Source organism: Bacillus sp. WC2503, assembly GCF_052682895.1.
On the sequence record NZ_JBQYMD010000001.1, the window covers coordinates 2,684,071 to 2,710,655 of the forward strand.

Sequence of the window (26,585 nt, forward strand, 5' to 3'; positions counted from 1 at the left end):
CTATGTAAGAGCAACTAGAAGATATACTTCTAGCCTACTCCCATTTATAGGTCCAAAATTGTTCAAGTTGCAGCCATTTCAATGTTGCTGCATCTTTGTTTTTTATTTTTGCATGTGTTTCTTCAAGCATTGCTTCTGTTTGTGAACGATGCGCGCCTAGTGCAGCTAATTTATGTTCAAATACTTCACTAATATTATTTACAACATCCGGTTCACCGAGCACTGCTTCACGATTTCTCGTAATCGCAACCGCATGAATAACTGGACGTTCTTCTTTTGGCATACGTGATACAGCGCGAACGACAGCGCGGCCAAATGCATCATGATCTGGATGTACGCCGTGTTCTGGATAAAATGTAATAATTCGAGATGGATTTACTTCTTGAATTATCGCTTCGATTTTATCTGCAACGAAATCAACATCTTCAAATTCTAACGTTTTATCATGGAAACCGAGCATTCTTAAATCTTGAATCCCCATCGCTTCACATGCATCTTTTAATTCTTTTTCACGGATATTTGGAATCGTTTCACGGTTAGCGAATACATTCTTCCCCATGTTACGTCCCATTTGTCCAAGAGTACCACATGCATACGTTACAGGTACTCCTTGATCTGTTAATAAGCGAATTGTCCCTCCCGCAGCAAATGCTTCATCATCTGGATGCGGAAATACAACAAGTACATGTCTCTCCATAAGTTTCCCTCCTTCTTACTTAAATGGCGTTAAGCTTAACTCAAGTGCTACCGCTAAGCGACCTTGGTTATCATGCCCTGCTAGTAATAAACGCTCTTTATCGTCTACTTCCCAGTGCGTAATACCTTCTGCATATACCCAGCCATGATCCATTTTCAAACCAACTCGGTATGGGTTTGTTCCAGTTATTTTCCCGCGCTCAAAGCGAATAATTGCATTTCGAATGAATGCTCCAACTGTCATCATCTTTTCATTAAAGTGTGACGCATACGCTCCGTTCGTTGTTTCTAAATGAATATATACATCTTTATTTACAAAACGTTCAATTTCATTTTGAATAAGAGAACTATCTTTTACTATTTCCATCGGAATTCACCTCTTTAAACCATTTTACGCAAAAATAATGTAAATTGCTATCTCTATATTAGAGGACAACGCTCACTTTTCCTAATAATTTGCACTGTGTTTTGTTATTTTTTTTATCATATGTGGAATTCAGAACTTTTCCTTCACTTCGTTAAATAGTTTTCTTTCTTTTTTGAATTTGCTACAATATATTTTATCCCGTATGAATGCATCGGGATACGTTTTGACGATTGAATACATATTTTAAAGAAGGTGACTCGCTTGGAACAATCAGCACATGAAGTAGCAAATTGGCAATATTATTTTGCAATTGCCGTATTTTTAGTCACGTATGGTTTTATTATTTCTGAAAAATTGAATCGTGCTGTAATTGCACTATTCGGTGCTGCTATTATGATTATTTTTGGAATTGTAGATTTACACACTGCTTTCACATCACATATTCAATGGGAAACGATCACCCTTTTAATCGGGATGATGATTCTCGTACATATTACGAGTCAATCAGGCGTATTTGAATTTGTAGCTATTAAAGCAGCAAAAGCAGCTGATGGAAAACCGATTCGCATTTTATTATTACTATCCTTATTAACCGCCGTCGGTTCTGCATTTTTGGATAATGTAACGACTGTTTTATTAATCGTTCCTGTTACATTATCCATTACACGTATTTTAAAAGTAAATCCTGTGCCTTATTTGATTTCAGAAGTGCTGTTTTCAAATATAGGCGGAACAGCAACATTAATCGGTGATCCACCTAATATTATGATTGGATCAGCAAACAAGCATTTAGACTTTAACGCCTTTTTACTTAACTTAGCTCCAATCGTAATTATTATTTCTATCGTTACACTTGGCATTATTTACTTCATGTATCGTAACAAACTAAAAACAACGCCTGAACAAATCGAAAAACTAATGGCGTTAAACGAAAAAGATTATATTAAAGATCAAAGCCTCCTTTTAAAATCGATTACAATTTTAGGACTAACTATTTTAGGCTTTGTACTTCATTCTATTATTCATGTAGATGCTGCCGTTATCGCAATGACAGGCGCTACACTTCTTATGTTAATCGGCGTAAAAGAACATGAAATAGAAGATATATTTGCCCACGTTGAATGGGTAACCATTTTCTTCTTCGCCGGACTATTCGTTCTCGTTGGCGGATTAATTGATATCGGACTTATTTCTTCACTCGCAAAAGAAGTAATCGACGTAACAAATGGTGATATCGGTTTCGCTGCGATACTTATTTTATGGGTATCTGGCATCGCATCTGCGACAATTGACAATATTCCATTTGTCGCAACGATGATTCCTCTTATTCAAGATTTAGCTACTGGCCTCGGATTATCTGTTGATTCGCCGCAAATCGAAGTGCTATGGTGGGCGTTATCTCTTGGAGCTTGCTTAGGAGGAAACGGAACATTAATCGGAGCATCAGCAAACGTAGTTGTTGCTGGTATTGCAAAACGTGAAGGACATGGATTTTCTTATATGGACTTCTTAAAAATCGGTTTACCGTTAACAATCATTGCACTATTGTTATCACATGCTTACATTTATTTACGTTATTTAATGTAGAAGTTGTACTGTATGAAATTCTATCGTCAAATACAAAAGGTTTGCAGCATAGTGCTGCAAACCTTTTTTCATCACCAAAATATACCGATAATTGCTAATCCACCTAAAATCATACCACCAATTTGTCCAACGATTGCTGGTGATAATTGAACACCTTTTCTTACTTCAACAACCGGTCTTTCATGCCTTAATTGCTGCACTTCACTTTGAAGTTGATGTACACTTCCGTGTAATTCTTTAATTAATTCCTTTAATTCAGCGACCTCTTCATTTACTGGTTTACTTTTTTCTAAATTCATTTTTCATGACTCCTTATAAGTTCAATCAGTACATTGTAAAAATTCGCCAATTATCATTATATCTCCTGCATACTACATATATAATTTTGAATGTACTTTCTAACCTTGCAGCTCTATCCATTCATCCCGCAATATCCCCATAATGATACGATCAAAACACTTCCCATCTCTTTGAACCGCTTCTCTCATACAGCCTTCCATCTGAAAACCCATCTTTTTATACAACTCAATAGCAGCTTTATTATAAGAAATAACATCAAGACCGACGCGGTGTAAATTCAATTCATAAAAAGCATATTTTAAGATAAGATAGATCGCTTCTCTTCCATATCCCTTCCCCCTATCATTCGCATCTCCTATACCAATAGCTAATAAACCCGTTCTGTTATTCCACTCTATGCCATGAATTGCAACAAAACCAATTAAGCGATCATCTTGAACTGTCCTTAACATGAAAGAAACACTATTCGATCTTCGTCCCTTTAATAGCCCATCACTCGCTATTTCCTGTAAAGATTGCGGGAATGCTACATCTGTATCAACATTTCTTAAATACTCACTATCTTCCTGCCACATAGCCATTACTTCAGCATCTGCTTCTCTCCTAACTGATAATTTAATCGTTTTATTTTGAAAAAGATTCATTGTCATTTCAAACTCCCCTTTATTAAATAATGGGGATAATTATTCTAGCCTATTTATCCCCTATTTCCATAAACTGCTTTATAAACGGGATACTTACAATAAGTGCTGACATCGGCACATCTCCTCTGCATTAAATTAAATTTATTGTATAATTTTTTATTTATTCTAACAATAAAAAAGACCCTCAAAATTCAGAGGATCTTCCTAACATCGAATCGATATTATTTCGTAAACATTTTCTCCGCTTCATCCATTGCCATTTTGTTACCTAAAGCAGAATAGTCTAGCCATGGTTGGTCATTAATAATGTATATGTGCTTTTCTTTAACAGCTTTTAAGTCTTTCCAAATTGGTGTTTCTTGAAGTTGTTTAAATGCAGCTTTTGCCTTATCGTCTCTATTTACAACAACGAAAATAGCATCTGCATCAAAGTCAGGTAATACTTCTTGTGAAATGACTTCGAAGGGGCGGTTTCCATCAATTTTCTCTACACCATTTGCAGGCTGTAATCCTAAGTCATGGAATAAAATTGGTCCCATCGGTCTTTTCGTACTAAATACACGTAACTCTTTTGCAGTAACGCGAATTGCCATTACTTTTTCGTTATTACCCAGCTCTTTATCTATTAAATTTTTCACTCGTTTTGATTGTTCTTCATAGTCTTGAATATATTTATCTGCTTCTTTCTCACGGTTTACAAGTTTACCTACTTCTTTTAAATGATCTCTCCACGTACCTTCATCTAAATTAAAAGTATGTGTTTTTGCAATTTTTTCGTATTTCGCTAAATATTTGCCAGCATATTTTTCATCCACATAAATTTCAGATGGCTTTAATTGTAGTAATGCTTCCATATTCGGATCTGTTACAACCCCAAGTTTCTTCGTATCTTTCAACTGCTCTTTTGCGTGCGGTAAGAAATCTTTTAAATCTCCACCAATAACAGAACCTACTGGTGTAATTCCTAATGCAAGTAAATTGTTCGTTAAGTGAATAGACATGGAAGCAATTTTTGGATCATTACTTTTTTCCGTTTTTTGCGTTGCCTCTTCATTAGATTTCGTTTGACCACATGCTGCTAATACTAAAATACACATAATGCTAAATAAAATAGTAAGTTTCTTTTTCATATGTTCTCCTCTTTGAAGTAGTTATTTTGTTTTTGTAAGTAAATAAAGAAAATACGGTGCTCCTAAAGCCGCTACTACTACACCAGCCGGAATAGAATTCGGCTCAAATATAGAGCGTCCTATCGTATCTGCGAGCACTAAAATAATCATTCCGATTATGCCAGCTAACGGAAGGAAGTGTTGATAGGTAGTACCTACTAACTTTCTTGCGATATGCGGAGCAACTAAGCCGATAAAGCCAATCACCCCTGCCATCGATACACTTGCGCAAGATAATCCAACCGCTGTAGCTAAAAGTAATAACCGTTCTTTTTGCACAGAAACACCAAGTCCTGCTGCTACACTATCACCTAGTGACAATGCATTTAACGTTTTAGATTTTAGCCACGCATAAGGGGTTAGTATGAAAATCCAAGGTAATAATGCCAGGACATGAATCCAATCCCTTCCCCACACGTTACCAACTAGCCATCTAGAAGCGAATGTATACGTCTCATCATTTAACTTGAGAGAGAAAAATAGCGAAATTGCACTAAAGCCAGCTGAAACTGCAATACCAATGAGAATAAGTCTAATGGGAAGTAAACCTTTTGACCGATCACTCGCAAGTAAAATAATAAGAAATGCAGCTAATACTCCTCCGCCAAATGTAAATAACGGTATTAAAATGGATGCACTCTCATTAATAGAATGAAAGAGAGTAACAAATACGATAAGACCGAAAAATGCACCTGAATGCAACCCTAAAATACCAGGATCTGCAAGTGCATTACGGGATAACCCTTGCAAAATCGCACCGGAAATACCAAGACCAATACCGGCTAACATCGTGATTATTATTCTTGGCATACGATAATCATATAGCACGGTTGCACTCTCAAAATCACCATAACCCAAAAGTGTTTCAATTACTCTAAGTGGCGCTATACTCAGTGTCCCTGTATTTAAACTAATTAAAATTACAGCGATACTTATACATCCGAAGATTGTAGTTACAGTAATAGCTCTCTTTTTATCCGTGTTAAAAAGACCCTTCACTTATAATTCCCTCCCAACTTTACGTGCTATATAGAGGAAGAACGGAACTCCAACAAGAGCTACCATAATCCCTATCGCAAGTTCCTTAGGAGGATTTACTGTTCTTGCCCCTAAATCAGCTACAACTAATAACATAGCTCCTAATAATGCTGACATAGGAATAATGAGTCTATAATTAACACCAACTAATTTTCTAGCAATGTGCGGGATAACTAGTCCTACAAATCCAATAGAACCAACAGCTGAAACAGAAACACCTGCCAGAATAACTACTATAATCATCCCTAGTATTCTCGTTCGGTTCGTTTTCACTCCTAAATTTGTAGCAACATCATCTCCCATTGATATGAGTGAAATAGATCTTCCTAACACTATCGCAAAAATAATCGTTATAAGAATAATAGGGACTAAAAATTTCAAGTGTTCCCACTTAACCCCTGCAACACCACCAGCATACCAAAACGCTAAATCTTGGCTTAAATCATAATAAATCGCAACACCTGAACTTAATGAATGTAAAAGCGCTGCCATAACCGCTCCAGCAATCGTTAACCTCATTGGTGTTAACCCGCCTGATGTTGCTGATCCAATAACAAAAATAAGTACTGTACTTAAGACAGCTCCAATAAAGGAAACAATCATTAAATAGGAATACGGCATATGTGGGAAAAAGGCAAAACTAAGTGCTACTACAAACATCGCACCTGCATTTATTCCGAGTACACCTGCATCAGCTAAAGGATTTCGTGTTACACCTTGCATAACAGCACCAGCAACCGCAAAAGCTGCCCCTACAACTGCTGCACCAATTACTCTCGGGAGCCTTAATTCATAAATAATTTGGTGCTGTGTTAGTTTCGGATTGTAATCCAAAACCGCTACCCACACCGTTTGTAAATGAATATCCTTTGCACCAAATGAAATGGCTAAAAATATAGATCCAATTAAACATAAAATTGTTAAGCTCATGAAACATATGAACTTAATATGTATCCAGCGGTTATTACCAGCATGTACAGTAGACTTATGTAACATGTTTCATTTCATCCTTTATATTCAGTTGTTTTTTATAATTATTTTTTATTTATAATTAATATTGATAATAATTATCATTTTCATTTAGATATTATATCCCCACTTTTTTTAAATAGCAAACTATTTTTTACTTTGTTAAAATATTAAAATACTTATTACAATTCCCTTCTAAAACTTACAAATACATGCAAAATAGACTACTAGCTTATTTTTAAAATCGTAGTATACTTAGTCATTATTTCGAGTTTTCTAACAAACTTATCAAAGGAGACCCAATGTTCTATATAAAACAATTACTACATTTCACTTACGAACAAGCATTATCTTGTTTATTCCCAGTCACTATTTTTTTAACACTAGCCCTTTCAAAAATCATTTCTATCCCAGGGTTATATCGCTATGATTTCATACTCATCGTATGTCTTCTGATGCAGTGGATTATGTATAAAACTGGTCTTGAAACAAAGGACGAACTAAAAGTAATTACTGTCTTTCATTTAATTGGACTTTTACTAGAAATATATAAAGTACATTTCGGTTCATGGAGTTATCCTGAAGAGGCATATTCGAAAATTTTTGGAGTTCCACTTTACAGCGGTTTTATGTACGCAAGTGTCGCAAGTTACATATGCCAAGCGTGGAGAAGATTGCATTTACAAATGCACCATTGGCCAAAAGCCATTTTTGCCATACCGTTAGGAGCTATAATTTACTTCAATTTTTTTACACATCATTTTCTATATGACTTTAGATGGGTATTAACTTTACTTTTATTCATCGTTTTCTTTCGGACATTTGTAGAATTTTCATTGCAAAGCGTTACATATAAAATGCCGCTCGTACTCTCATTTTTCCTTATCGGATTCTTTATTTGGATTGCAGAAAACATCGCTACTTTTTTCGGAGCATGGCAATATCCAAATCAACGAGAAGCATGGAACCTCGTTCACTTAAGCAAAATTAGCTCATGGTTTTTACTCGTTGTTATTAGCATTATGATTGTTACGCAGCTAAAACATTTGAAGGAGTCGAAAAGATAATACTGATTATGTAAAAACAGTTAGCCCCTCGCTCATTAGAGAGTGAGGGGCTTTTTTAGTAATATTTTTTAAACCGTCCCTATCAAAGGAGTTATAAATTTATCATAATTTACAAGAGCATAAGCAGTTGCACATTATGAACTACTACTAGCAGAAGATGTTGCTACAGATGAAGCGGCAATCGTTGCCATCATGGCTGCCTGTTGTGCTTGTATGAGGACTTCTATCATTGTTTGTAAACCTGTGTTAGTAGCTTTACTTTCCTCACCTTTCTGACTTACGAACAGTTGAATAGCAATAAGAATAGTTGTATCTGTATGCCAACGGAACAATTTATCCCCCTGCAATTTTTCAATAAATGCTCGAATAGAATGAATCTCTTTTTCTCCGTCCTCGAGTAACGCTAGTAGCCCGATAGCTGGGTAATGCATCTGTTTTACTTTTACCTTTTCTTGCTTTAACAAATTCCATATATTTGTACATTTTGCAACTAATAGTTCTTCCCTGACATCCTTCTTTAGTGAAAGAATATGACTCAAAAATTGAAGATCATTCCCTTTACGCAAACCAGCTGTCGCTAGTTTCTGATAAAGACGTTCCACTCGGTCCATAAGTGTTTCTACATGCTCTGATTGTCCTGCTAATAAAACTGCGAGCGGATAATCATTTGTACTTGTAAGAAAGAGGTGATCCTTTTTCATGCGTTTATATACTTGCATCGAACGCTGAATATGTGTGCCATGCTGTTCATTTTCTTCTGTTAAAAGCACAGCTGCTGCGAGATAAGTAAATATACTCCGGCTAAAGCCACCAGTGACCAATTGTTCATATAAATCTAAAAACTTCTGAAAAGCTTTCTTATAATCTGTAAAGTGAATATCTAATGTTGCGGCCACTACAAAACGATGATAAGACTTTAAGTATGAAAACATCCCTACCTGATTCTTAATATAACTACTAATTTCTAAAAAACGTCCGAGATCAAACAACTTATCACTACCTGCATACATAGCAGCAATCATCATTGCTGTTCGAGAATCACTCGTTTTCCATTTTAGTTCTCCCTTTAACTGTACATATGTATGTTTATATTGCTCCAACTTTTGCTCTAATGTAATCATAGTATTCACCCCTATTTCTAGTTCTTCTCTATCATTATACGTATATTCCATATTTAGGAATACTATAATTAATAATCACACCATAAAAATTATAAAATTCTCTTATCCTTCTTCATCAGCATCACGATGATAATCCCTAATCCTTCAAGAAGTTATACAAAAAAGGTAGATAATAATTTATCTACCTTTTTTGTATATATTATTTAACATTACACCTGTATTGCTTGTTATATGCAATTAAGACTAAAGAGCTTTAATAATTCGTTCCATCGCCTTCATTTGCCCAAGATGATCCGCTTCATGATAAAGCATCATACCGTAAAGCTCCCCTACTGTTTTTAATCCTAGGAATGGTTCTGGAAGTTTATTTTCAAATACTTCTGCTGGCATTTCGTTAATACGCTTCGCTTGTTCTTTTAATTGAGCCGTTAACACTTCTAATGATGGCCCTTCTGTTTCCCATTTAGATGGTCGTGTACCATATCCAAACATACCTGGGTATTCAGTTGGTAATTGTTTAAATTCTCTTCCAAACATGAAAGTTTCTGCTGCCGTTAACACGTGACCAATATGCCAGCGAATTGTATTGTTAAAGCCATCCGGCTGCGTATCCGCAGTATTATCATCTAACGTTTCCATGAATTTCAGTAATGCTCCACGCGTTATTTCAAATTGTTTTAAACCAACTAGTCTATTCATTTTATCGCTCCCCTTTTTTATGTACAATTTATTATGAACTAAGAGTGTTCAACTTATTAAAGTTTCACCTTGTATAATCTATCAGAAACAATTAAGAAATACACCTAATATGCTTATTAAACATAATAAAAAGGTTCACTCCTCGTAAATATAGAATTACTTACTATGTAAATAAAAGAGGAGTGTACTTGTATGTTACATATTTTAAAACAACAATATAATCTGATTAGCTCTACAAGAGAAACTCTATTTTCGTTTTTTGAAGAAATCCCAGTAGAAAAATTACATAGCACTGTTCCGAATTTCGGAAGCGGTAGTATAATAAAGACGCATATTCATGTAGCCGATTGCTATCGATACTGGCTTGGATCATTCGCATTCAAGCAAAAAAGAGCAGATTTTTCATTTGCCAGCGATTATGAAGTTGAGCATGCAGATGTCGAAAAAGTTCGTACTAGATTTAAGTTAGTAGATGAGGTTGTACTACGTTTTTTAGATGAATATAATGACCGATGGCTCGAAAATATAGCAAATGAAGTTAAATGGCAAAAAGAACCTTGGAGCACAACTCCGCTCTGGCTTTTAACTCATACGGAGACACATGAGTTTCATCATAAAGGACAAATTGTATCAATGGCTAGGCACCTTGGATATACTCCTCCTGATACAGATCTTAGTTAATTCAATGGTCCATGATTACTGAAAAAATTAGAATGAATACAAATCGAGCATGTTTTGAAATCCAATCAAAACATGCTCTTAAAATATGCTATCTTACAATCTCCATATCCTCATCAATACCAAATAGTCTCCGCATAATTATAAGCATCACTATTCGGAATGGCATGTTTCCCCTGCGCTTGTGCCTTTCTTGGATCTAAGTCATATACCATTGGCGTATAGCATGATGTTTTCCCTTTATTTACAACACCATTTCCTCCAGCACTTCCGCAAGTGTATGCCTTTCCATCTGTTTTTCTAACAATCCTTGCATCAGCTTCGTTATTATAAACTGCTGGGCGGGTTACAGTAACTTTTGCCCATGCTGTCTTACAAGTCGTGCTAAATTTTAATTCTACATAAGAATTTGAATCAATCCACTTCTTTTCTTTCGTTACTGCGGATTGATCACAGCTGTTATAGTAAGGACTTTTCCCATCATATGAATGATTTTCTGCGTATGCTTTATCGCTCTATTAGTCGTGCTAAACATACTAGTTACAACGAGTAAAGATAGCAATAAACATGCACTCACCTTTTTTAATAGCTTCATATAATTTCACTCCTTTATTAATAACGTGCTGTTTTACCGTAACCGTTATTAAACGTAACCGCTTCAGCATCTGCTGTATATCCGAAATCTGCAGTTAAATCAAATACCATTCCTGTATACGTGCTCGTTTGACCTGTTTTTATTGTGCCGTTCCCCTGATTAGAAGTAACTGATTTTTGGAATACACCATTTTTATATTTATTTACAACTGCGTACGCATACACTCCTCCCGAAACAGCTGGTGCTGGTTGATCTAAAACAAGCTTAGACCATGCTGCATGACATTTATTACTGTAACGTAAATACACTGTCCCTACTTTTTTACTCCCTTCATAAACTGCTGTAGACTTTGCATTAAATCCATCTGCATCACACGTTGTACTTCCCCCGTATACTTTCGTTGTTGCTGGATTTTTTCCGTCATAATAACTACTTAAATCAGCAGCTGCCAATGTACTTCCTTGGAAACTAAATAATACACCTATACTTGCCGCACTTAACACGCATACTTTCATTAACTTTTTAAACATATTAAATTCCCCCCTCACAATAAGTACGTATACTAAAGACAATCTATCCCCTATGTAAGCCCTCCTTTCACGCTTCCTAGAGGCATCTTACAGAAACGAATAAACGTTGTAAATTCCCTTATGATTATTGGAATATACGAAGAATTTTACTTATCCTTGTAAGAAAAAAGTTGAGAAATACACATTTTATAGCATTCTTAATTTAAAACATAAAAGAACCGATACTTGTTATATTCAAGCATCGGTTCTTTATACAAAATTGCCATTTTTTCTTTTATATAAAATAAATATTTCTCCACTTAATCCGTTGTAAAAAACTCCCTCGTTACATCAATAAATTGTTGCAGTGGCACTGCCATCCATTTATCTTTATGCCAAGCAATTTGTGTATAAATCGGAGCTATTGTTTCTTTTAACACTAACTCCTTTAACGTCCCTTCCCGTATATCTTTTTCTACTACTATTGCTGGCAAAACTGCTATACCTAAATCCGCAATGACACATTGTTTAATTGCCTCGACACTAACAAACTCAATCTTATTTGCTGGATATACGTCTTCCGCACGAAATAACTCTTCAAATAAAGTCCGATATGAGCACCCTAGTTCAGTTAACAAAAGTGTTTCACTCTCTAAATCTTTTATAGAAACGGAAGCCTGTTCGAGTAAACAATGCCCTGGAGCCGCTACTACTTTTAATTCTTCTTTCATAAGTGGATCCACATGCAAAGCATCTTCTGTTTTACATTCGTCCAAAATAAATGCAAGATCGACTTTCCCCTCCATCAATTGTTCCTTCGCATCTTTATTGGAATGCGCTGGTTTAAATATAAGCTTTATTTTGGGGAATTGTATTTTAAACCTCTTTAATATAGAAGGAAGCCTATATGTACATTGACTTTCTTGTGCACCAATTATTAACGTACCTGCTATTTCCTCATCATCTTTCACAGCCGTCTTCGCTTCGTTACTAAGTGCGATTATCTTGTCCGCATATAGTTGAAACTTCCTGCCCGCTTCAGTTAAGAAAAGACGTTTCCCTAACCTCTCAAATAGTGGTGTACCGAGCTCAGCCTCTAACGTTTTAATTTGTGCTGTAACACTCGATTGGGCAAAGTTTAATTTCTTCGCAGTTTGTGTAAAGTTCAAAGTTTCCGCGGCTATTTTAAATGTAATTAATTGTTTTATCTCCATTTATCATCCCTCTTTTCAATCGGTATTTCCGATTGATTTCATCGAAATAATCCTCTTTGTCTATCGATGTTTATATTGTATGATAAAGAGCATCGACAAACAATATAAATGGAGGTATTCCATATGAAAGCACTTTGTTTCGAACAGTTCGGAAATCCGGATGTACTACAATATAAAAAAATACATGATCCAATCATAAATTCAAATGAAATTCTTGTGCGCACGAAAGCAATCGGTTTAAACTTTGCTGATATTTATAGACGCCGCGGTGATTATCATCTCGCTGGTAACCCGCCATATATATTAGGTTATGAAGGGGCTGGTATTGTTGAACAAGTAGGAGCTGATGTTACTACTATCAATCCTGGAGACCGTATTGCATTTGCTGACGTCCCATTTGCAAATGCAGAATTAGTTGCCGTTCCATCAGAAAAAGCCATCCTACTTCCGGATTCTATTTCTTTTGAAACAGCCGCTTCTGTCTTATTACAAGGTCTAACGGCACATTATTTAACGAAAGATAGCTATCAAATAAAACAAGGTGATACAGCTTTAGTCCACGCTGCGGCTGGTGGCGTTGGTCAACTTCTTATTCAAATGATTAAACTACAGGGCGGAACAGTAATTGGTCTTACGTCATCAACCGAAAAAAACAAAGTAGCCACGTTAGCTGGGGCTGATCATGTATTTTTATATACGGAAAAATGGCATTCAAAAGTACTTGAAATAACAAACGGCACTGGAGTAAATGTTGTATATGAATCAGTAGGTTCTACATTAGAGGAAAGTTTTAACGCTACTAAAATTGGCGGTACTGTCGTATTTTACGGAATGGCTGGTGGTAATCCTGCGCCAGTTGATCCGCGTATGCTTATGGATACTTCAAAAACTTTAACTGGTGGAGACCTTTGGAACGCGCTTACTACTTTTGAAGAACGTAAGCAGCGCTCTACTCAATTATTCGATTGGATCACTAGTGGAAAAGTAAACATCGCGAGTCCTACTACATTCGCCTTACAAGATGGTGCTCTTGCACATAAATTATTAGAGAGCAGAAAAAGTACTGGGAAGATTTTATTGATTCCATAATCGTTCATATTTAAAAAGGAAGCTAGAATATATTTCATTGCTTCCTTTTTAAATGTTATTAATGTTCCATTTTGCTTCTTTTTAATAACCCTGTTATTTATATTTTTTATTTCTATACTTCTCTTTCTAGGCCCCTCATTTTTAGGTTTATAAAATAAATGAATCTAAATATTAAAGGAAAGAACAAACCTCCGGATATCAACGACCCAATAAATACAGTATCAATAAAAGAAAAAATCCCAAAGAATAGCATTCCAAAAAAATAAAATACAACTGCACTCCAATAAATAAAACGTGGAAACTTAGTTTGGAACGAATCACCTTTTTTACACGGTTTTCCAAATAAAAAATGAACGAATTTAATCAACATAATCACTTCTCCATATAATTGTTAATATCCTTTTCTTCTTAGAACTGAGCATAAATCACATACTATGTATCTTTTTCTTTGAGTTTTCCGACAACGGGGTTATTAGCTATGTCGAATACAGTAACCTTTTACTCATATTTTTCGCAAAGGCAACAATATATTTTTATTTCAATACAAATCGCCTATCCCCATTATCATGTTGCAATTCAAACAATACTGGATTACTAACAAATCTTTTTAACAAAACGTCTGCCTCATGATCAGTTATTTCATTAGGAATATTAATGCCACTAAATGATGTTGAGGAAATTAGTGTATGAAAATCATATTTAAATTCATAATCACCAATATACGCAAGTGCCAATTGCCCTTTCCATTCAATTTGATACGTCTGTCCTTCTAATCTAGTAAACTTAATATTATGAAAGGCTGACGCATCATGTCCAAGTAAATAAACGTCAAATGCAGTTAAATCTAAATCTAAGTTCTTCTGCTCATCTTCGGATAAAAAATCAATTGCAAATCTCTTCCCATTTAGCAAATCCAAATCAAAAGGCACCTCATCACTTCCTACACGAAACCCTTTAAAATCCCATTCTTCTGATGACAAAGTACAGTTATGGAAGTTGTTCCATACAATCTTCGCGTGCCAGTCATCAACATCTTCTCCATCTTCTTCATCATCATAATCCGCAGTCTCTAAATGTAAATCAAAATACAAACCAGCTACACCATTTAACTCTTCTTCCTCCGCATATTTAAAATGTGCACTCCACTTAAAATTAACAATTCGATGACCTTTAGGCCACGGGTTGTCCACAAAATATATTCGATCCATATTTACACGTTCCTTATTTTGTTTTATTTCTCGTAAACTCACTTAAATTTCGAGATGAAATGTAAGACTAGACTAATAGCCCTCCAATAAGCTGCAAGACAATTTATTGTTCCTACTCTCTTACTATATCACCACAATAATTTTCATAGTGTATTTTTAACAGAATATTCCGATTTAAATTAACAAATGATATACTGAAAAATAAAAGGAAGCTAGATTTTCTAGCCTCCTTTTCTTATCTCTATTTGAGATTTAATTATATTTCCACACTTTCTTTCCCTTTTGCAACATACCTCATATCTCCAACCGACTCGACTGTGTATGTTCCACCTTGATATACAATCTTCGTCACACTAGCATTTTCCACTCCAAGTTTTGTTTTACTACTATCTATCATTTCTATTAAGGCAGTAATCAAAAGCCCATGAACGACAACTAAAACGGTACCGTCTCCATTTGCAGCAGCTTCTTCACTAATTTTATCAATCTCTGTTTTTATACGAGTAGAAAATAATTCCCAATCTTCCGCTTGTTTCGTAGGGTCTGCTGCTCTAATAAGATTAATTACTTCTTGAATAGAAAGCTTCATAAGTTCTTCTGGTGCTGCAACACCCGCAGCTTTTCCAACCGCATCCCACATATTTTCAAGTTTTTCACCTTCAAAAATACCAAAATTTAATTCTCGCAAATTTTTTCTTTTCTCAAGTTTCAATTTTGATTGCTCACTATATTTTAATACTAAATTAGCAGTTTCAATCGCTCGGCCGCTATCGCTACTATACACATTCGTAAAATGAACATCTTTTAATCCTGTTCCTAAATTTGAGGCAACTTCCACACCTTTTTCTACTAACGGAGAGTCTGCCCAACCTTGCGCGCGATGGTTCGTATTTAATATTGTTTTACCATGTCTTGTAACATATAACGTAACTACATTCTCATTGCTATTTGTTTCTCGCTTATTCATTCTATTCTCTCCCTTTACGTTTCTATATCAATTTTACCACCTCAATTATTCATTGAGCAAAATATACGTCAGTAGATCTGCTGAATAAAAAAAGCTATCTTTCTGTATATCTCTACAAAAAGATAGCATCTTTTATGATTACATTTCTTAGCCAATACTTCTACTCAGCGAAAGCACTCGAATATTGTACAATTCCTTCTACACCTTGAAGAGTGTTCTCTCGTAGCTCCATCACCATAAACACTTCATCTGGCACTTCAAATGGCGCTTTTATATTCCACTGACTTGCGCGTTCAAAACCGAATTTCGGATAGTACTCTGGATGCCCTAATACTACAACTGACCCGTATCCTAATTCTTTCGCTTTTTCTAAAGCAGCCGTGATAAGTTTTCCACCAATTCCTTTCTTCTGATGGCTTGGTGCTATTGACACTGGTGCAAGTGCTAATGAATCTACAGTAGTCCCACCTTGTTCTATTGTAATTTTCGATAACATAATGTGACCGACTATTTCCTTATCTACTGCAACGATGGATAACTCCGGAATAAATGCGTCACATTCTCTAATACGTTTTACAAGTTCATGCTCTTTTTTATCACTAAATTCTTCATTTAAAAATGCCTCTTTTACAACTTCTTCTGTCTTTCTATAATCATTTTTTTGTTCTTGTCTAATCGTTACCATTCTATATTATCCTCTATTCTTTCTTATTTCTTTTTGGATTTTACGAAGTGCTTTTTTCGATCCGCGCTCTATATCATGTTGCATTTTTCTTTCTTTATAATCAACAAATAGTGTACTTAAATCGTACCCTTCTGGATATAATTCTTTCGCTGCTACCTCTAAAGTAATGCGTTTTACATTCACTTCAACGAATTCACCGTTATAATATACAACGACGTTATAGAAATTATCTTTTTCCTTATAAAGGATACCAAAATCATCATAATCCAATAAATTCACACGGTCGCCGACTTTGTACTCATAATGAGATTCTCTTTTCGCTTGCACAAATTTCGGTTTTCTAATTTTACTTTCATTCACTTTTTCTATAGCGTATTCTTTATTTCCCATATACTCTTTCGCTCTTTGCAGTACATGTTCTTTTACGTTCATTTTATTCGCAATCCAAAGCGCATTACTTTCACCTGATTTACCGATAACTAATTTATAAAGTGGCTCTAGTGTTTCACTATTAAATTGCATTGCTGCGTTCATAAAATCACCATGCATTTCTGAAAAGCGTTTAATTTCACCGTAATGCGTACTCGCAATTGTAATACATCCCGCAAGGTAAAATTCTTCTAAAATAGATATCGCAAGCGCCGCACCTTCATTCGGTTCTGTACCGCTCCCTATTTCGTCAAATAGTAGTAACGTATTATTATTTGACATCCTCATAATTTCAGACAGATTTTTCATATGAGATGAAAATGTGCTTAGTGCATTTTCGATACTTTGATTATCACCAATGTCTACAAATACATTTTCGAAAATAGCAATTTCCGTTTCTTTATCTCCCGCAATATGAAAGCCTGACATTGTCGCTAATGTTAATAGTCCGATTGTTTTTAACACAATTGTTTTGCCGCCTGCATTTGGTCCTGTAATAATTAAACTACGGTACTCTTGACCAATTTCAAAGTTTAACGGTACAACTTGCCCCGTTAAAAGCGGATGCTTACAATTCATTAAATGAATGTTTCCGTGATCGTTTAGCTTCGGTTCTATTCCATCGATTGATTTACTAAACTTCGCTTTCGCAAATACCATGTCATATTGACTTATCAGTTCCATATTAATTTTTATACTATAAATATTTTCTACTACCATTCCTGATAGTGTCGCTAATATTTGATACTCTTCCATTGCTTCTTCTGCTTTCAAACTTGCTAGTTCCACATTTAGCTTTGTAACCGTATGTGGTTCTATAAATACAGTAGAACCTTTTGCAGAAGCTTCAACAATACTCCCAGCAACTTGATTTTTATAGGAAGATTTAATTGGAATCGTATAACGGTCATCCTTTTTACTAATAAAGAATTCCTGAATAAATTTCTTATTTGCACTACTATTTAAAAACTTCGTTAAACGCTCTTTTATTTTTCCATCTACAGAATCGATATTATTTCGAATTCGTTTTAACTCTTTACTTGCAGCTGCATCAATACTATTTCCTTTAATTGAAAAGTTAATTTCCTCTTCAATGCTTTTATATTCAGTCATTGAATTTGCATAAGAAGCTAATACTGGTGCAAAAAATTCTTTATCTAACATAAACTTTTTAATCTTTCTACATCCACGTAAAAAATCTGAAACACTTACTAATTCCTCTGGATCTAAAATCATCCCTTTTTCTAATTTTTGAATTGTACTCGCGATATTTGAAATTCCGAAAAAAGGCACATGTCCTTCTGCATCTAATATAGTCCTTGCTTCTGTCGTTTCATTTAAACGATTTCTCACTACTTTTATACTTGTACTCGGCTCTAATTTATTTAATAATTCCTTACCTAATCCACTTACACAATAAGATTTCACTATTTCCTTTAATTCGTTATATTGTAGCTTTTCAAAAGTCATCGTATTCATTTTGTTTCTCCTCACTATGATTGATGTTTATCATAAATGAAGATACCTACTCATTAGATCCCAATGAGTTTTACATTATTCAATTACCATTTTTATACATTTAAAACGTATACAAAAAAGCTGCGGGGATACCGCAGCTTTTACATTTACAAGGCATGTGTAATAACATATGAGGAAATAAACCATAAAAAACGAATGGCAATCCTCTCATTACACGCTTTATAAAGTATTGTAGGTATCTTCATAGGTTTCGAAATAAACGCATGACAAAATTAGGGGTATGATATACATAAAAATACCCTGGTCTTATCCGATTTATTTCATTAAATTTTTCCTATTTAATACCTACCGCACTCACAAAAAGCACCTCTCATTAATTTATATTTTATGGTCATTGAAATCTAATTTATTGAAATCATCATACTATATGTTTTGCAAGAAGTAAAGGTGTCATACTTTTATAACTATACAGAATGTAAAAAGAAGAGGAAACTTATATTTCAGTCTACCTCTTCTTTTTCATCACCAATTTACTGTTGAACATATATGGAAACAGAGCCTCCACTTACATGGAATTGCCCCCATCCATCTTTATTAATTGTTACAGTATTTGTTTGATTACCCGTAATATCGTACCATACTTCCCCAGCGTTATTCTTTCCAACATCCATCCACTTTGATCCTCCTGGTCCATCGGAGATTAATGCCGCTAAACCAGACTTAGCATGTACACTATCGCCTTCTCTTGTCCAGCCAATCACATCTGGATGGTCTAAATAATCACGCTGCGTACCATATGCAAAGTTTTTTCGTGCCGTCAAAATTGGATCAATTTTATCTTTTAACGCTGGAATTTCATAACTACTATTTCCGCTTGTCCCATAGTAATCACCATAAAAAACTGAAGGATAGCCCTCTGCACGAGTTAAAATAAATGCATATGCCAGCGGCTTAAACCACGGACTTACTACAGATTCCAATGATTGCCCAGGTTGAGAATCATGATTCTCAACGAGAGTAACTGCGAGTGCAGGATGATTTTTCATTACTGTTCCATTTAAAATATTTCTCATATCATAATTCCCATTTCCTGTTGAAGCATAATGAAAATTGTAATGAAGCGGTGCATCAAATACAGATTGATTATAATTGACTTTCGCCAAATAATTGTTTAAAGTCTGGATATCATTTTGCCAATATTCAGCCACCGTAAACATTTCTTTCCCCGTTTGCTGTCTGACATGATTTACCCAATCGCGTAAATATTCATGATCAATATGTTTAACAGCATCTAAACGAAATCCATCTAAATTTAATTCATTCGCATACCACGTTCCCCAACTTTTCATTTCATTCGCAACATCTGGATGATCAAAATCAAGATCTGCATACATCAAATAATCATAATTTCCATTTTCGCTAGACACTTCCCAGTCCCACGCTTTACCTATACCCCTAAATTTATAAATTCGGTTTAATTTCCTTCCTTCATCCCAATCCGTTCCGTCAAAATGATACCATTTCCATTTGAAATTAGAATAAGCATCTCTGCGCCCTGGAAAGTTAAAACCCGTCCACGCACTAATTTCATAATCACCTGATACTTCAATATTTCGATTGTTACGGTCTACCTCAACAGCTGTTACGGTTTCAGTATAATCAGCCCCACCTTTATGATTCATAACTACATCACCGTATACGTCGATGTTTTGCTTATGTAAAGCGTCAATTGCAGATTTCAACTGTGCCTTTGTCCCATATTTCGTCCGCACCGTACCTTTTTGATTGAACTCCCCTAAATCGTATAAATCATAGGCCCCATACCCTACATCATTTTGCGAAGTCCCTTTATATGCAGGTGGTATCCATACAGATGTGATTCCCTTATGAGCTAAACTTTCAGCATCATAACGCAAACGATTCCAATGATTCCCATCATTCGGAGCGTACCACTCAAAATACTGCATTAATGTTCCATTATTTATCGTTGCTGCTTCCGCCTTATTCCTCCCATATATATTAGGAAAAAGCAAAATAAATAATAAACAGACTACCGTAATCCTTTTCAACATATTTACACCATCCCCTTTAAGAAAACGTTTGCATAATTCATTAAAATTATTATAATATTCGTTCTACAGTTAGTAAAGTAACAATCTTTTAATCTCTCACATTATTTTTCAAAATATGAATTTAACTATTCCACAAGTACCCCCACATAGTTTAAAATTCACATCGTATTCAAAATTGTATACAATTTATCTATAAAAGTATGACGGAGGGATTTCTATGACAGACTTTCAAAAACAATTTTTCGCACGTTTACATATAGAAGAAAAAGAAACCATATCATTTGAAGATTTATCTCAACTTATGTATGGAATGGCGCAAACTGTTCCATTTGAAAATTTAAATGTTCTCGAAAATAACTTTAAAGAAATATCAAAAGAGAATTTAAAAGAAAAAATTTTAGTAAACAACCGTGGCGGTCTTTGTTATGAACTAAATCCTACTATGTATTACTTTCTTAAAGACTTTGGATTGGATGTTTATTTAGTTTCAGGAACAGTTTACAATGCTGCGAACTCTATATGGGCTGTCGATTCCGGACATATCGCAACTGTTTTAAAACATCATCATGAACTTTATTTAATTGAAGTGGGGTTCGGATCATACTTACCTCTTGCACCTGTTCCTTTCTCAGGTGAAGTCGTTCACTCAGTAACAGGAGATTATCGTATTCGCAAAGAAACAACTGAAAAAGGAAATTACATTTTAGAAATGCGTAAAAACAATGAGTTTCTAGATCAATCTTCTGCTGATGATTGGACATTAGGCTATGCATTTTATATAGAAGAAGTGGATGAAACGAAAGCGAATACAGCACAAAAAATCATCGTTGAACATGAGGGCTCACCATTTAACAAAGTACCTCTTATTGTAAAACTTACACATGACGGACACGTTTCTTTAACAAAAGATCGTCTTACAATAACAAAGGACGGTACAAAATCTAAAGAAGAAGTTACAGACGAGCAATATACAAACCTTTTACATTCGAAGTTCGGAATTACACTATAACTGTTTAAGCCTTGCTATTTACAGCAGGGATTTTTTGCAATTTGTTGTATTTCATAGTTATATAGGAATATGACTACACGTTTAGAAAGGAAATGATTATGACAGAACTTAAAGATCGATTACAAGTACCCGATAATGAAAAATGGAAGTTAACAGATATTTACGATACGATTGATGATTGGGAAAATGATTATAAAAAAATAGAAATGTTAACAATTGAACTAAAAGAATTTAATGGAGATATTCACGATGGCAATCGTTTATTAGCTTATTTAACAAAGAGTGAAGAAATATCTAGCATATTATCTTTAATGTTCGCTTATGCGCGATTACAATCTGATCTTGATACACGCGATACTGACGCCCAATCCCTTGTCGATAAAGTATCACAATTACATGTAAAGGTAAGCGCAGCGAAATCATTCTTCTCCCCATTCTTACTTAGCGTAGAAGAAAACACTTTACACTCTTACATAGAAGAAACGGAAGGGTTACTATACTATAAAGAAGACTTATTTGAATTATACCGTTATAAAAAACACGTATTGAATACGGATCAAGAAGAAATTTTATCCCAAATGGGTGAAGCACTTTCCTCTCCGCAACATACATTTGGTATGCTAAATAATGCAGATATATCATTTGGTGAAGTGACGAATGATGATGGAAAGAAAGTGAACTTAACACGTGGAATGTATTCGAAGTTAATAGAAGATGAGAATCGTGAGAAACGTAAAGAAGCTTATAAGGCATATTACAAACCGTATGTTCAGTTAAAGAACTCAATCGCTTCTACATTATCTTCTGCTATTAAAAATAATGTTACTGTTTCAAAGCTAAGAAAATATCCATCAGCTTTAGAGAAATCATTATTTGGCGATATGGTTCCGAAAGAGGTATATGAAAACCTAATTGATACAACGAAAAAAAACATTCAAACATTACATACATACAATGAAATTCGTAAAGAAAAATTAAATGTAGACGAACTAAGACAATACGACTTAAGCGTCGATTTAGTACAAGGTGTAAAACAAGACATTCCATATGACGAAGCGTTTGATACTATGATTGCATCACTTGCTCCTTTAGGAGAAAAGTATATTGAAACATTAAAAGGTTTTAAAGATAAACGATATATAGATGTGAGAGAAACACCTGGAAAACGTTCGGGTGCTTATAACTTTGGGGTATATGGCGTTCACCCATTCATTCTTTTAAATCATCACGATGATCTAAATAGCCTTTTCACACTTACTCATGAGTGTGGTCACGGTATGCATACGCATTATTCACACGGATACCAACCAAGAATTTCTGCACACTATTCCATTTTTGTTGCAGAAGTCGCCTCTACAGTAAATGAAGTGTTATTAATTCACTACTTATTAAAAGAAGCGAAAGAAACGAACGTACGTAATCATTTAATTAACTACTTTATCGATAGCTTTAAAGGTACTTTCTTTACACAAATCATGTTTGCAGAATTTGAAAAAATCACACATGAAATGGCCGAACAAGGTAAACCATTAAACGCCCAAGTCTTTAGCGAAATTTATGAAAAGCTATTTAGAGAATATAACGGTGATTCACTTGTATTTGATGAAGAAGTAAAATATGGATGGTCTAGAATCCCTCATTTCTATCGTCCATTTTACGTGTACAAATACGCAACTGGATTCGCCTCTGCCATTCAAATTGCCGATAAATTATTAAGCGGTGATCCAAATGCACAAAAAAACTATATCGAATTCCTTAAAGGCGGAAGTTCTGACTATCCATTAAACCTACTGAAAAAAGCTGGTGTTGATTTAACTACGCCAGAACCGATTGAAAGTGCATTAAATCGCTTTACTCAACTTGTTGAAGAGTTTTCAGCATTATAAAAAAAGCATGCAGAGTATATACTCTGCATGCTTTTTTCATTCGAATCACTTTATTCTACATGTTGCTGCGTCACACAATGAATCATACCACCATACGCATACAGTGCATTTACATGAATACCAACGATTCTTCTTCCTGGAAACTGCCCTTCAATGATTTGCAGTCCTAACTTATCATGTTCATCACCGTATATAGGAACCAATACAACTTCATTTCCAATATAGAAATTCAAATACGAACCTTTACAGTCTGCCTCTTTTACCACTTTTCTTGTTACTGGTACTGGGAGGAGTTGAAATGGACTTCCATCTATATTTCTCGCTTGTCGCAATTCTTGATAATGCTTTTCTTGCGCATCCAAAAGGTACGCCTCTCCTTCCCCGAAAGGATCATATTCATAAAGAATCGTATTTTCATTTACAAAACGTGCTGCCCCATCAATATGATAATCCGTATCTTCATCATAATTATCTTCACCACGAATACCAGTTATCCATATAAAATTCGTTACCCCTAAATACTTCGTTAACTCCATTTCAATCTCTTCCTGACTTAGTGTAGGATTTCGATTTTCATTTATAATAGAAGTTTTTGCCGCCATTAAGGTCCCGTTTCCGTTTATCTCTATTCCTCCACCTTCTAGACAAACACTTGCTGCAACTTTTGGGATACTATACATTTCACTTATTTCGTCCGGAATAACAGCATCATTTTCATACGGATATTTATCCCCCCAACCATTAAAAATCCAGTGCGTTAAGCAGAGATTTTCTTCCTTATCTTTTACAAATATCGGTCCATTATCTCTTATCCATATATCATCAGTTTCTTGAACTAAAAAATCAATTTTATCCATATTTACGTTCTCTTCAATTAGCTTCGATTGGACATGTGTTTTTTCTTCTTCATCATATACAACAATATGCACATTCTCTCCGTAATGAAGCTCCTTCGCCATCGTTACCCAAATATCATCTAACTTAGCTCTGTAACCTTCACCTCTATGCGTTTTATCATGAGGCCATTGGAGCCATGTCCCCTCATGTTTCTCCCATTCTGCAGGCATATAAAACAAACTATTTTCTATATTTCTCATACATGTTCACCCCTTCTCTAAATGTAAGTCCAGTCTATACTTTGACATCGTGTTAAGGTCAACAACAATATATTCATTTGCTTGTAACTACTTCATAACGTTACTCTTTATTCTCCCTTGTGATACACTACTTCTCCTTGTAAAACTGTCATTAATACTTTCACACTCGGAATCTTATCGACACTCATTTTAGTAATATCCTCATTTAGTATTACGATATCAGCCGATTTTCCTACTTCAATTGAGCCAGTAATCTTATCAAGTCCTAGTGCCTTAGCTGGCTTAATTGTATAAGCATCAATAGCAGCCTGTACATTAGACAAGCCTTTCTCATCAATACTTAATGCGTTCGAAATCGTCACAAGTGGATTCAATTCATTTACATCCCAATCACTACTAAGTGATACATTTGCACCTGTTTTCCAAATTTGTCCTAACGGCATAATTCGTTTCATTTGCTGGGCTGTAAAATACGTACTTGCCCAGCTTTGTTTAGGATCTTCCGCAAAATCATGACCGACTTGAAAATCAGCGCTAACTCCTAAATGAGCAAAACGCTTCATATCACTATCTTCTACCATTTCCACGTGCGTAAGCGTATACGGCTGTTTTGCCCCTTCTTTTTTCGCTGCTTCAATTGCATTTAAACTCTCTCTTACTCCACTATCTCCAATTGTGTGAATAAGTGCACCGTAACCAAGTTTATTAAGTTCAGTTAACCACCATTTCATTTTTTCTTCTGGAATATAGTTCAAACCATACGGGGTTCCTTTAAACCACTCAAATTTATATTTTTCAAGCGTTTTCGCTGTACTGTTAATACTAATTCCATCACTATACATCTTCACTTGATTAATAAGCATGCGTGATGACAAATCATCTCGCTTAATCTTTTGGAAATACTCGATTTGTTCTGCTTCATTTAAGTTCGGATACACCCACGGACGAAGTACTACCCGTGACGTTAACTTTTTCTCATCATTTACTTTATTCCAAACATCTAACCAGCCTCGTTTCCAATAGAGACGTCCATCCCCCACTGTAGTAATACCATTCTTCGCAACTTCATCTAAGCCGTCCAGCAAACCTTCATAATTTTTTTCGAACAAATTCGGTTGGGCATTCCATGCTTTTTCCATTACGATATCTCCAGCTGTATCATAAAGAATACCAAACGGTTCTCCTGTTTCTGGATCCCGAATAATTCTTCCACCTTGTGGATCTTTCGTATCTTTATTTATCCCAGCCAACTCCAATGCTTTCGAGTTAACCCATACAGAATGAGAGGTTCTTTCCATAATTATTACTGGGTTATTAGGAAATAGCTCATCAAGAACTTGTAATGGCGTTTGTTGTTCTGACTTTTCATCCATATTTTTTAACAGCTCTTCCAAACTAAATCCTGTTCCACTTATCCATTCCCCATCTTTCACATCTTTTTTACAAGCATTTAAATACGAGCGTTGTTCTTGCAACGCAGCATCTGGTGAGACACTACAATTCCCTGCTGCTGGTGATTTCGCTTCAAAAATATGATTATGATTATCCACAAAACCAGGAAGAAGTTGACGTCCTTGTAGATTTATCACTTTCGTATCTTTATTAATCAATTTTTCTACATCCTTATTTGAACCGACAAAAGTAATTTTCCCATCTTTAATCTCTATAGCTTCTGCCATTTCTTGCTTTTCATTAGAAGTGTAAATTGTACCATTTTTAAACACTACATTTTTGGGCAACTGACTAGGTAGAGCAGAGCTACCATTCTCACCTTCTCCTACTTCAGGCGTACACGCTGAAATCCATACCATACTTAGAATCAAACAAATAATCATGATTTTTCTTTTCATATTCTTTCTCCTTTTTATTATGATAAAATGAAACTTTAATCAGTGGTGGACTCCATCCCTCACTAATTATTTGCCCACATCCATCAGGCTTTTACGGACAGCCTGACTCCCAAAAAATAGCGGGATAAATTGCTTTCGTATATAGAATAAGGATTGACATA

At 35.1% G+C, this 26,585-nt stretch carries 25 protein-coding genes and 1 pseudogene; 6 read left to right on the forward strand and 20 right to left on the reverse strand.

Features of this window, described 5'->3' with window-relative positions; translation table 11 throughout:
- Positions 1-34: 34 nt before the first annotated feature.
- Positions 35-697: a bacillithiol biosynthesis deacetylase BshB2 gene (gene bshB2 / locus ACUN26_RS13745; RefSeq protein ID WP_000439466.1), complete on the reverse strand. Its 663-nt coding sequence runs from the start codon at positions 695-697 to the stop codon at positions 35-37.
- A 15-nt stretch (positions 698-712) separates the two neighbouring features.
- A complete protein-coding gene (locus ACUN26_RS13750; RefSeq protein ID WP_000407039.1) occupies positions 713-1,063 on the reverse strand; it encodes a YojF family protein in 351 nt (116 codons plus the stop codon).
- A 261-nt stretch (positions 1,064-1,324) separates the two neighbouring features.
- On the opposite strand from ACUN26_RS13750, the gene ACUN26_RS13755 reads away from it, so the two are divergent.
- The gene (locus ACUN26_RS13755) at positions 1,325-2,650 is read left to right on the forward strand and encodes an ArsB/NhaD family transporter (RefSeq protein ID WP_000438005.1); all 1,326 of its coding nucleotides are present in this window, start codon (positions 1,325-1,327) and stop codon (positions 2,648-2,650) included.
- 71 nt (positions 2,651-2,721) lie between these two features.
- On the opposite strand, the gene ACUN26_RS13760 is transcribed toward ACUN26_RS13755, so the two are convergent.
- From ACUN26_RS13760 to ACUN26_RS13780, 5 genes are all read right to left on the reverse strand, one after another.
- Positions 2,722-2,949 carry a hypothetical protein gene (locus ACUN26_RS13760; protein ID WP_001047523.1) on the reverse strand — a complete coding sequence of 76 codons (228 nt, stop codon included), beginning with the start codon at positions 2,947-2,949 and terminating at the stop codon, positions 2,722-2,724.
- 99 nt (positions 2,950-3,048) lie between these two features.
- The gene (locus tag ACUN26_RS13765; RefSeq protein WP_000178488.1) at positions 3,049-3,600 is read right to left on the reverse strand and encodes a GNAT family N-acetyltransferase; all 552 of its coding nucleotides are present in this window, start codon (positions 3,598-3,600) and stop codon (positions 3,049-3,051) included.
- Between the two features lie 215 nt (positions 3,601-3,815).
- Entirely contained in the window at positions 3,816-4,724 is a 909-nt protein-coding gene (locus ACUN26_RS13770; RefSeq protein WP_000728201.1) for an iron-hydroxamate ABC transporter substrate-binding protein, read from the reverse strand.
- A gap of 21 nt (positions 4,725-4,745) precedes the next feature.
- Positions 4,746-5,762 (reverse strand): FecCD family ABC transporter permease, encoded by a 1,017-nt coding sequence (locus ACUN26_RS13775; protein ID WP_000677203.1) that lies wholly within the window; start codon positions 5,760-5,762, stop codon positions 4,746-4,748.
- Positions 5,763-6,797, reverse strand: coding sequence for a FecCD family ABC transporter permease (locus ACUN26_RS13780; protein WP_000902729.1), 1,035 nt, complete (start codon positions 6,795-6,797; stop codon positions 5,763-5,765).
- Positions 6,798-7,072: 275 nt separating this feature from the next.
- Between ACUN26_RS13780 and ACUN26_RS13785 the strand changes: the two genes are divergently transcribed.
- Entirely contained in the window at positions 7,073-7,837 is a 765-nt protein-coding gene (locus ACUN26_RS13785; protein ID WP_000499379.1) for a DUF817 domain-containing protein, read from the forward strand.
- Positions 7,838-7,971: 134 nt separating this feature from the next.
- Here ACUN26_RS13785 and ACUN26_RS13790 read toward each other — a convergent pair whose 3' ends face one another.
- Together ACUN26_RS13790 and ACUN26_RS13795 are read right to left on the reverse strand one after the other, a co-directional pair.
- A complete protein-coding gene (locus ACUN26_RS13790; protein ID WP_002039050.1) occupies positions 7,972-9,009 on the reverse strand; it encodes a DUF4003 domain-containing protein in 1,038 nt (345 codons plus the stop codon).
- 192 nt (positions 9,010-9,201) lie between these two features.
- Complete coding sequence (locus ACUN26_RS13795) at positions 9,202-9,657, reverse strand: DinB family protein (protein ID WP_001081128.1); 456 nt, start codon at positions 9,655-9,657, stop codon at positions 9,202-9,204.
- A 192-nt stretch (positions 9,658-9,849) separates the two neighbouring features.
- Here ACUN26_RS13795 and ACUN26_RS13800 point away from each other — a divergent pair, with 192 nt between their 5' ends.
- Positions 9,850-10,338, forward strand: coding sequence for a DinB family protein (locus ACUN26_RS13800; RefSeq protein ID WP_000902390.1), 489 nt, complete (start codon positions 9,850-9,852; stop codon positions 10,336-10,338).
- A 113-nt stretch (positions 10,339-10,451) separates the two neighbouring features.
- Here the strand turns inward: ACUN26_RS13800 and ACUN26_RS13805 are convergent.
- The 3 genes and pseudogenes from ACUN26_RS13805 to ACUN26_RS13815 all read right to left on the reverse strand — a co-directional run bounded on the left by ACUN26_RS13805 (position 10,452) and on the right by ACUN26_RS13815 (position 12,653).
- Positions 10,452-10,930: pseudogene (locus tag ACUN26_RS13805) on the reverse strand (DUF2690 domain-containing protein).
- Positions 10,931-10,947: 17 nt separating this feature from the next.
- Positions 10,948-11,460, reverse strand: a complete 513-nt coding sequence (locus tag ACUN26_RS13810; RefSeq protein ID WP_000473738.1) for a DUF2690 domain-containing protein — start codon at positions 11,458-11,460, stop codon at positions 10,948-10,950.
- Between the two features lie 299 nt (positions 11,461-11,759).
- A complete protein-coding gene (locus ACUN26_RS13815) occupies positions 11,760-12,653 on the reverse strand; it encodes a LysR family transcriptional regulator (protein WP_000403865.1) in 894 nt (297 codons plus the stop codon).
- A 123-nt stretch (positions 12,654-12,776) separates the two neighbouring features.
- On the opposite strand from ACUN26_RS13815, the gene ACUN26_RS13820 reads away from it, so the two are divergent.
- The gene (locus tag ACUN26_RS13820) at positions 12,777-13,742 is read left to right on the forward strand and encodes a quinone oxidoreductase family protein (protein WP_000645250.1); all 966 of its coding nucleotides are present in this window, start codon (positions 12,777-12,779) and stop codon (positions 13,740-13,742) included.
- Positions 13,743-13,854: 112 nt separating this feature from the next.
- On the opposite strand, the gene ACUN26_RS13825 is transcribed toward ACUN26_RS13820, so the two are convergent.
- The 6 genes from ACUN26_RS13825 to amyS all read right to left on the reverse strand — a co-directional run bounded on the left by ACUN26_RS13825 (position 13,855) and on the right by amyS (position 20,582).
- The gene (locus ACUN26_RS13825) at positions 13,855-14,112 is read right to left on the reverse strand and encodes a hypothetical protein (RefSeq protein WP_000905653.1); all 258 of its coding nucleotides are present in this window, start codon (positions 14,110-14,112) and stop codon (positions 13,855-13,857) included.
- A 163-nt stretch (positions 14,113-14,275) separates the two neighbouring features.
- Complete coding sequence (locus tag ACUN26_RS13830; protein WP_000375147.1) at positions 14,276-14,950, reverse strand: hypothetical protein; 675 nt, start codon at positions 14,948-14,950, stop codon at positions 14,276-14,278.
- Positions 14,951-15,206: 256 nt separating this feature from the next.
- The gene (locus ACUN26_RS13835) at positions 15,207-15,917 is read right to left on the reverse strand and encodes a histidine phosphatase family protein (RefSeq protein ID WP_001042060.1); all 711 of its coding nucleotides are present in this window, start codon (positions 15,915-15,917) and stop codon (positions 15,207-15,209) included.
- Positions 15,918-16,077: 160 nt separating this feature from the next.
- Positions 16,078-16,602, reverse strand: coding sequence for a GNAT family N-acetyltransferase (locus tag ACUN26_RS13840; RefSeq protein ID WP_000256477.1), 525 nt, complete (start codon positions 16,600-16,602; stop codon positions 16,078-16,080).
- 6 nt (positions 16,603-16,608) lie between these two features.
- The gene (locus ACUN26_RS13845; protein WP_001095216.1) at positions 16,609-18,510 is read right to left on the reverse strand and encodes an endonuclease MutS2; all 1,902 of its coding nucleotides are present in this window, start codon (positions 18,508-18,510) and stop codon (positions 16,609-16,611) included.
- 530 nt (positions 18,511-19,040) lie between these two features.
- The gene (gene amyS / locus ACUN26_RS13850) at positions 19,041-20,582 is read right to left on the reverse strand and encodes an alpha-amylase (protein WP_000919645.1); all 1,542 of its coding nucleotides are present in this window, start codon (positions 20,580-20,582) and stop codon (positions 19,041-19,043) included.
- Positions 20,583-20,799: 217 nt separating this feature from the next.
- Between amyS and ACUN26_RS13855 the strand changes: the two genes are divergently transcribed.
- A complete protein-coding gene (locus ACUN26_RS13855) occupies positions 20,800-21,591 on the forward strand; it encodes an arylamine N-acetyltransferase family protein (RefSeq protein WP_000129201.1) in 792 nt (263 codons plus the stop codon).
- Positions 21,592-21,689: 98 nt separating this feature from the next.
- On the forward strand, positions 21,690-23,477 hold the full coding sequence (gene pepF / locus ACUN26_RS13860) for an oligoendopeptidase F (protein ID WP_000137587.1): 1,788 nt from the start codon (positions 21,690-21,692) through the stop codon (positions 23,475-23,477).
- A gap of 50 nt (positions 23,478-23,527) precedes the next feature.
- On the opposite strand, the gene ACUN26_RS13865 is transcribed toward pepF, so the two are convergent.
- On the reverse strand, positions 23,528-24,574 hold the full coding sequence (locus ACUN26_RS13865; protein ID WP_001244196.1) for an agmatine deiminase family protein: 1,047 nt from the start codon (positions 24,572-24,574) through the stop codon (positions 23,528-23,530).
- Positions 24,575-24,681: 107 nt separating this feature from the next.
- On the reverse strand, positions 24,682-26,424 hold the full coding sequence (locus ACUN26_RS13870; protein ID WP_000823350.1) for an amidohydrolase: 1,743 nt from the start codon (positions 26,422-26,424) through the stop codon (positions 24,682-24,684).
- Positions 26,425-26,585 lie beyond the last annotated feature (161 nt).

Excerpts from the sequence above, each read along its gene's own strand:
- ACUN26_RS13765 (WP_000178488.1), bottom strand. The coding sequence starts at position 3,600 with ATGACAATGAATCTTTTTCAAAATAAAACGATTAAATTATCAGTTAGG.
- ACUN26_RS13830 (WP_000375147.1), bottom strand. The coding sequence starts at position 14,950 with ATGGATCGAATATATTTTGTGGACAACCCGTGGCCTAAAGGTCATCGA.
- ACUN26_RS13855 (WP_000129201.1), top strand. The coding sequence starts at position 20,800 with ATGACAGACTTTCAAAAACAATTTTTCGCACGTTTACATATAGAAGAA.
- ACUN26_RS13815 (WP_000403865.1), bottom strand. The coding sequence starts at position 12,653 with ATGGAGATAAAACAATTAATTACATTTAAAATAGCCGCGGAAACTTTG.
- ACUN26_RS13800 (WP_000902390.1), top strand. The coding sequence starts at position 9,850 with ATGTTACATATTTTAAAACAACAATATAATCTGATTAGCTCTACAAGA.
- ACUN26_RS13845 (WP_001095216.1), bottom strand. The coding sequence starts at position 18,510 with ATGAATACGATGACTTTTGAAAAGCTACAATATAACGAATTAAAGGAA.
- ACUN26_RS13770 (WP_000728201.1), bottom strand. The coding sequence starts at position 4,724 with ATGAAAAAGAAACTTACTATTTTATTTAGCATTATGTGTATTTTAGTA.
- ACUN26_RS13760 (WP_001047523.1), bottom strand. The coding sequence starts at position 2,949 with ATGAATTTAGAAAAAAGTAAACCAGTAAATGAAGAGGTCGCTGAATTA.
- bshB2 (WP_000439466.1), bottom strand. The coding sequence starts at position 697 with ATGGAGAGACATGTACTTGTTGTATTTCCGCATCCAGATGATGAAGCA.
- ACUN26_RS13810 (WP_000473738.1), bottom strand. The coding sequence starts at position 11,460 with ATGTTTAAAAAGTTAATGAAAGTATGCGTGTTAAGTGCGGCAAGTATA.
- ACUN26_RS13785 (WP_000499379.1), top strand. The coding sequence starts at position 7,073 with ATGTTCTATATAAAACAATTACTACATTTCACTTACGAACAAGCATTA.
- ACUN26_RS13790 (WP_002039050.1), bottom strand. The coding sequence starts at position 9,009 with ATGGAATATACGTATAATGATAGAGAAGAACTAGAAATAGGGGTGAAT.
- ACUN26_RS13870 (WP_000823350.1), bottom strand. The coding sequence starts at position 26,424 with ATGAAAAGAAAAATCATGATTATTTGTTTGATTCTAAGTATGGTATGG.
- ACUN26_RS13865 (WP_001244196.1), bottom strand. The coding sequence starts at position 24,574 with ATGAGAAATATAGAAAATAGTTTGTTTTATATGCCTGCAGAATGGGAG.
- ACUN26_RS13750 (WP_000407039.1), bottom strand. The coding sequence starts at position 1,063 with ATGGAAATAGTAAAAGATAGTTCTCTTATTCAAAATGAAATTGAACGT.
- ACUN26_RS13780 (WP_000902729.1), bottom strand. The coding sequence starts at position 6,797 with ATGTTACATAAGTCTACTGTACATGCTGGTAATAACCGCTGGATACAT.
- ACUN26_RS13840 (WP_000256477.1), bottom strand. The coding sequence starts at position 16,602 with ATGGTAACGATTAGACAAGAACAAAAAAATGATTATAGAAAGACAGAA.
- amyS (WP_000919645.1), bottom strand. The coding sequence starts at position 20,582 with ATGTTGAAAAGGATTACGGTAGTCTGTTTATTATTTATTTTGCTTTTT.
- ACUN26_RS13795 (WP_001081128.1), bottom strand. The coding sequence starts at position 9,657 with ATGAATAGACTAGTTGGTTTAAAACAATTTGAAATAACGCGTGGAGCA.
- ACUN26_RS13835 (WP_001042060.1), bottom strand. The coding sequence starts at position 15,917 with ATGAATAAGCGAGAAACAAATAGCAATGAGAATGTAGTTACGTTATAT.
- pepF (WP_000137587.1), top strand. The coding sequence starts at position 21,690 with ATGACAGAACTTAAAGATCGATTACAAGTACCCGATAATGAAAAATGG.
- ACUN26_RS13820 (WP_000645250.1), top strand. The coding sequence starts at position 12,777 with ATGAAAGCACTTTGTTTCGAACAGTTCGGAAATCCGGATGTACTACAA.
- ACUN26_RS13825 (WP_000905653.1), bottom strand. The coding sequence starts at position 14,112 with ATGTTGATTAAATTCGTTCATTTTTTATTTGGAAAACCGTGTAAAAAA.